Raw genomic sequence first — 6000 nt, 5'->3', positions numbered from 1 at the left:
GAGTAAAACACGCCGTCACCAATGACCACCGCCGCGTCAGCGCGGCGATCAACGCCCCGCCGGTCACCATCCGGCGGGGCGCTTTCATACCCGCTCGTCGCCACGGACCGTGACGGCCACATCGTCAAATAACGAGACCGGTAACAATGAGGACGGTAACCGGCCATGACGTCTCTTGAATGCCTGGACGAAGGATGTAGCGGCCTCCGCGACATCCGAGGCAGGCAGCTCATCTGCCACGAGACCGAGGTAGCCGGCAGCAATGACGCCTTCCGCGGCTTTGCCGGCTGCGTCAAGGAAGCGCTGATTGGAGTTCCCGTGGCTCATCGCAAAGGGAAGTTCAATCGGCCGCTGCCTGACTAGTTCGACGGCCGGTGGTCCTGTCGCCCAAGCCATGATTCCGTCGACTCCGGCCTGCGTCACCCCGGCCCAGAGGGGGCCGAAGTCTGTGGTGTCGACATGGAACTCGTCGAGGTGCACGAAATCTATCCCGTAGTCCCCTGCAAGCCGTGTTTGCTTCTCCAACCCGGTTTTGGCGAACATGCTGTCCTCGTCGTAAACGAGGGCCAGCCTTGTCAGCCCTTGGGCCTGGAAATATCGCAGCATTTGCTCGGCGACTGCCGCTGCGGTCGGGGGTGTCATAAAGCCGTAGGCGCGGACGGGCTCAATCTGGCTGTCGGCTGCGCCTGTTGAGATGTACGGGACTGCAGCTTTTTCAGCTTCTGGGATGATGGCCAGGCTGGCGTTTGAGAATGATGTCCCCACGACGGCGCAGACCCCTCGCTCGACCAATTCGTTGTAAGCCCTGACGGCCTGCGTTGGCAGAGTCTGGTCGTCGGTCACAAGGAGTTCAACGGTGTTTCCAAGCAGTCCTTGGCCGGCGTTGATCTCGGCAAGGGCGAGGTCTGCTCCCAAGTGATTCTCAGTGCCGCCCGGGTTGTTGCCGGTCAACGATGCTACTTGACCTATGACAACTGGCATTTGGTGCCTACCTTTCTGGATTCGTGTTGCGATCGGAGGCTTAAGGCCCCGGAGATCCTGGTGCGTTGGATGCCTGTGACTCGCGTTGCGGAGGAGAGGCCCTTCGTGTCCTCCGCAACGCGAGTTAGGCGGTTGCTATTGAACTGCTTCTTCCAGGCTCTTACCGCGTGTTTCGCGTCCTAGGGCCAGGACAGCCGTAGCGGCTGCGAGGAAGCAGAGCCCCAATACAACGAAGGTGGCTGCGTACCCCCAGGTGAGCAGGATTACGGGTACAACAAGTGGACCGATCACGGAACTGATTCGCCCGCACGCCGTTGCCGTTCCGATGCCAGTTGCGCGGCAGGCGGTGGAGAACAATTCCGGGGTGTAAGCGTTGAGCGCCGAGGTCATGGCGGAGAGGAAGAACTGCAGTACTGAGCCCGCGATGATGGCTGTAGCTGGCGAGGGGGCATTCCCGTACCAAAACGCAGCGGCAGCTGTACAGATAGCGGCGACTACATAGATTGGGCGTCGTCCCAGTCGCTCGAGAAGGAACGAGGATGTCAGTGCGCCGGGGATGCCCCATACCTGCATCAGCATTGTTGTGCCGATCGAGGATGCAATGCTGGCTCCGTTGTCGAAAAGCAGTTTCGCAATCCAGATGGTGATTCCGTATTGGGCCATGAGCTGGAAGAACCACATCGTCCAGGCTGTCACTGTCCGCTTGCGTTGACGGCCGGCGAAAAGGTCACGCAGAGGTCCGCGCGAAGCAGGAATGGTGGAGCCCTCCACTGGTGGCGGCGGCGTGACGGGAGTAATGGAGCCTGGAGGGGCGACCGCTTCGAAGCGGGCGAGCGTCTTCTGGGCGTCTCCAAGACGCCCATGGGTTACTTGCCACCGGATGGATTCCGGCACACCACGTCGCACGATGAACGAGAACATGGAGAGGACGAACATGATGATGAATGCTGTCCGCCAGCCCACAAGCAACGTGATACCACCGGAGATGAGGAACGAAATTATGACAAGCACTTGGGCGGATCCGAGGAAGGTCCCGCGCCGTTTTTTGGTCAGGAACTCCGAAGCAAGTGCCATGGCGCACGGTAGTTCGGCTCCCATTCCGATTCCGGTAAAGAACCGGGCGGTCAACAACGAGCCGTAGTCCCACGTAAATGCCGTAAAGAGGCTGGCGGCGCCCCAGAGCAACATGCTGTAGGTGAATACGGGCCGTCGGCCGAAACGGTCGCATAGCCATCCTGAGCAGATCGAACCAATGGCCATACCCACAAACGCCATGCTGGCGATCGTGCCCGATTGGAGCTTATCGATGTGCAACTCAGCGCTGATGGGGGCCAGGACGAAGGTCAGGAGGGCAACATCGGCGGCATCGAACAAGTAGGCCAAGCCGATGATGGTGATGAAGCGTTTGTGGAGCCGCGTGAAGGGCAGGCCTTCCAGGCGAGCCATGATCTCAGGACCTGTGCGGGTGAGTATTCCGATTGATGCTTGTGAAGCATCGGGTTGAGATTGCATTGTGTCTCCGTGCCGTTATTCAAGGAAATATGGAATGAGAAATTCGGGCGGCTCAAATGCCGTCCGTTCATCGGCCGTTGTCCCCACGAGAGAATCTGCAGACATTTGGCGATTTGCGCTGTGTTGGGGCAAAGCAAGCAGGGCGTTAGCCCGCTTCGGTCACCTCTGAGAGGCGGAGCGTATTGAGCAGCTTGTCCATGCGGTCATAGGACTGACGCAGCCGATCCAGCCCTCCTGCAGCGACCCTGTCGCGCAATGCGGACGAAGAAAATTCGCAAACCAGGGTGACTGTGGTCCCTTGGTCATGCGCGTCGAACCAGATGGTGATCAGACTTTCTTCAAGCTTTTCCGAGGACGGATCAGCTCCTGGCCAGTCCTTGGTGTAGCTGAACATTCGCGGCCGATCGAGGTCACGGTAAGCGCCACCGAAAATCACCTCCGTTCCATCCGGGCCGCGCTGGCCGAAGCGCCACGAACCGCCAGGTCGGAGATCTACTTCAGTGATGTGGTTCAGGTGTCCTTCCAGGCCCCACCACTTGCTGACGTGTTCCGGCTCGTTGTGAACGTCCCAGGCAAGTTCCCGGGTGGTTTGCAAATCACGCGAGATCACCAGGGTGGTCTCCCCCTTGGGTGAGACAAGGACGGAATCTGCGGTAGAAATCATCAGGCACTCCTTCGTGCTTGGATGGTTGGTCTTACCAAGTTACCATTAAGAGTGTGCTCTATGTCACGCTTAACTTCAAAGAAGAGGTGAAAGATGTCGTCCCTGACAGACGTCAACTACAGCGATCTGCTGATTGAAGCTCTCACGCGGTATCCGACCAGAACCGCGTTCGTGGCGGGAGACCGCCGATTGACCTACGACATGGTCCGTGATCGGATAGGTCGGTTCATGCGCGTACTCTCAGACCACGGCGTGGTTCCCGGCGACGGCATTGGCGTTCTCAGTGCCAACATGCCCGAAGTGTGGATGGTTCAGGCCGCAGCTACACTGCTGGGCTTGCACTACAGCGGACTCCATCCCCTGGGTTCGGCGGAAGACCACGCCTACGTGTGTGATGACGCAGGCGTGGATGTCCTCATTGTCGATCCGGCCCATGCATCAGTTGGCGGAGAGATCATGGCCCGGTCAGCGGCCGTTAGGCACACATTTGTGCTGGGGCAATCCGACCTCGCCCCCGATCTGATCCATCTTTCTGAGTCGGCACCGCCTACCCCACTCGTGCGCTACGGGTTCGGGCCGGAGCACGTCCCCTGGATTGCCTACACAGGGGGTACAACCGGCCGTCCCAAAGGGGTAAAGCTCCCAGACCGTGCGATGTCCCAGGCGGTCGTATCGGTGACAACGGGACTCGACCTGCCGAGCAGCCCTCGATATCTAGCAGTTGCACCGCTTTCCCACGCCGGCGTGATCCCGATCGTGCCTACGCTGCTGCGGGGCGGAGCCGTCATTGTCCAACGAGGCTTCGACCCAGAGCAGTGGCTTCGCGCAGTCCAGGACGAGCGCGCGAACTGGAGCTTCTGCGTTCCGACCATGCTTTACAAATTGCTGGACTCAGGCCTGGCCAGCAAATACGACGTCAGCTCGCTCGAAACCTTGATGTATGGGGCCTCACCCATGTCCCCATCCCGGATTGCGGAGGCTCACGACGTTCTCGGACCGGTGCTGCTACAAGCGTATGGGCAGACCGAATGCGTCTCCTGGGCAACAGTCCTACGTAAGGACGAACACGACCCAGCTGGCGACCCCGACCTTCTCGGCTCTTGCGGCCGGCCGGTTCTGGGTGCCCGCGTTGAACTCCTTGACGAGGAAGACCATCCCGTTGCAGCGGGAGCCGTCGGGGAAATTTGCGTTCGAGGCCGGGGAATCATGAGCGGCTATCAGGGGCTTGCCCAGCAGACGGAAGAAACACTCAGATCCGATTGGCTCCATACGGGAGACCTTGCCGTAAGAGATGAACGCGGCTACTTCCACATAGTGGAGCGCAAAAAGGACATGATCATTTCAGGTGGGTTTAACGTCTACTCTCGGGAGATCGAGGACGTCATCGCAGAGGACCCAGCCGTCGCGGCAGTAGCTGTGATCGGGATTCCTAGCGCCCAGTGGGGCGAAGCTGTTACCGCTGTCATCGTCCCACGCCCTGGCACCACGGTGGACGCCTCCGCCCTCACCGAGTCCGTCAAGCGACGCAAGGGCGCGCATCAAGCCCCCAAGGCAATCGAAATCGTAGACCAGCTGCCCATGACAGCGGTGGGCAAAATCGACAAAAAACGGCTGCGCGAGCAGTACTGGTCAGGCCTGGAACGATACGTCCACTGACACCCCCGGTGCCCGGGCGGTCCGGGCACCGGATCAACCATCAAGACCTTTATTCCTAAGGAGCCTCATGCCTGCATATTGGTTGGGACGAGCAAACCCCCGCGACGGAGCATTACTGGCCCACTACGCCGAAATTGTGTCCCGCATTCAGCCACGCTACGGATTCGAACCACTGTCCCGCGGTCAAGCTTTTGTCGAACTTGAAGGCGACCTCAAATTCGAACGTTACTTCCTCCACCGTTTTCCTTCCATTGAGGAGGCCCTGGCGATGTATAACTCGCCCGAGTACCAGGAAGCAGCCGCCATTCGACAAGCCGCATGCTACGGCTCTGAACTGGTCATCCTAGACGGCGGCGATAACCCCAAAAACTCATGGGGTGGCTTCCAGTAGCCAAAAGGAACGGTATCGCTGCCTAGGCACTCCACTTCATGCACCCGCATAAAACTTGCGCCGTCCATTTCGGCGCCACCAACGCTGCGCCCCCTGGCACAGCATGAGAGGAAACCCATGCTTTCCGCGACAGCCCGCAGGCCTCGCGTCCCACAACCCAGAACGTGGACCCCGAGCCCAGGCGACATAGTTGAAATACGCTCCAACAACGCTTCCCCGCGTACAGGACGAGTCGAAGAAGTCATGCCAGACGGCAGCGGTTTCTGGCTCGAACCTTACGGCCCAGACGAACGCCGCTACATCTGCTTGAAGGACGAAAACCTTGCTGTCTGGGCCTAAAACACTGCAAAAGGCCTGGCGCCAATTGGAAGCCATACCCGACGTCTTTTGGATCTGGCTGGGATATCTAAAGCCGGCTGCGCTTCCCCTTCCCCAAGTCGGCCCGCAATCGCACTACTCGACAACATTGCCCGGACAGCACCGCAGGTTCATCTGCACCGAGATGAAGAGTCACTAGCTTGGGCAACTAGTTGGGTCGCCGTATTCGCCGCCAGTATTTTTCGGCTGCGGCGACCCAACCTTGCTAGAACCACGGGTGTCCCACTTCCTTGGTTGTGGGACAACCTCGGTGGAACACTCCCACATCTGTTGGGATCCGCGGAATACCGCGTAACCTGCCTGTCCCGGATGTTGTCCCAAAACCCCGGCCACAATCACCCGTCACGGGTACAACTTTCGGTACGGATTTCAGGCATGGACAGTGGCTACGTATCCACCTTCTTCGGCCCGGGCCGGC

Annotated in this window: 5 protein-coding genes; 2 read left to right on the top strand and 3 right to left on the bottom strand. The window is 59.5% G+C overall.

Annotated features, from left to right (window positions below):
- Positions 1–84 precede the first annotated feature (84 nt).
- From AC1DJW_RS24545 to AC1DJW_RS24535, 3 genes are all read right to left on the bottom strand, one after another.
- The gene (locus AC1DJW_RS24545) at positions 85–981 is read right to left on the bottom strand and encodes an ABC transporter substrate-binding protein (protein WP_476902762.1); all 897 of its coding nucleotides are present in this window, start codon (positions 979–981) and stop codon (positions 85–87) included.
- A gap of 135 nt (positions 982–1116) precedes the next feature.
- Positions 1117–2493, bottom strand: coding sequence for an MFS transporter (locus tag AC1DJW_RS24540; RefSeq protein WP_476902761.1), 1377 nt, complete (start codon positions 2491–2493; stop codon positions 1117–1119).
- Positions 2494–2638: 145 nt separating this feature from the next.
- Positions 2639–3157, bottom strand: coding sequence for an SRPBCC domain-containing protein (locus AC1DJW_RS24535; RefSeq protein WP_476902760.1), 519 nt, complete (start codon positions 3155–3157; stop codon positions 2639–2641).
- A 93-nt stretch (positions 3158–3250) separates the two neighbouring features.
- Here AC1DJW_RS24535 and AC1DJW_RS24530 point away from each other — a divergent pair, with 93 nt between their 5' ends.
- Complete coding sequence (locus AC1DJW_RS24530; RefSeq protein ID WP_476902759.1) at positions 3251–4813, top strand: AMP-binding protein; 1563 nt, start codon at positions 3251–3253, stop codon at positions 4811–4813.
- Positions 4814–4880: 67 nt separating this feature from the next.
- Positions 4881–5204 carry a DUF1330 domain-containing protein gene (locus AC1DJW_RS24525; protein WP_476902758.1) on the top strand — a complete coding sequence of 108 codons (324 nt, stop codon included), beginning with the start codon at positions 4881–4883 and terminating at the stop codon, positions 5202–5204.
- Positions 5205–6000: the final 796 nt, after the last annotated feature.

This window comes from Arthrobacter sp. 05L417 (assembly GCF_056397865.1).
Note: the sequence above shows the minus strand (reverse complement) of the source record. Positions and strands in the feature narration are given on the sequence as shown.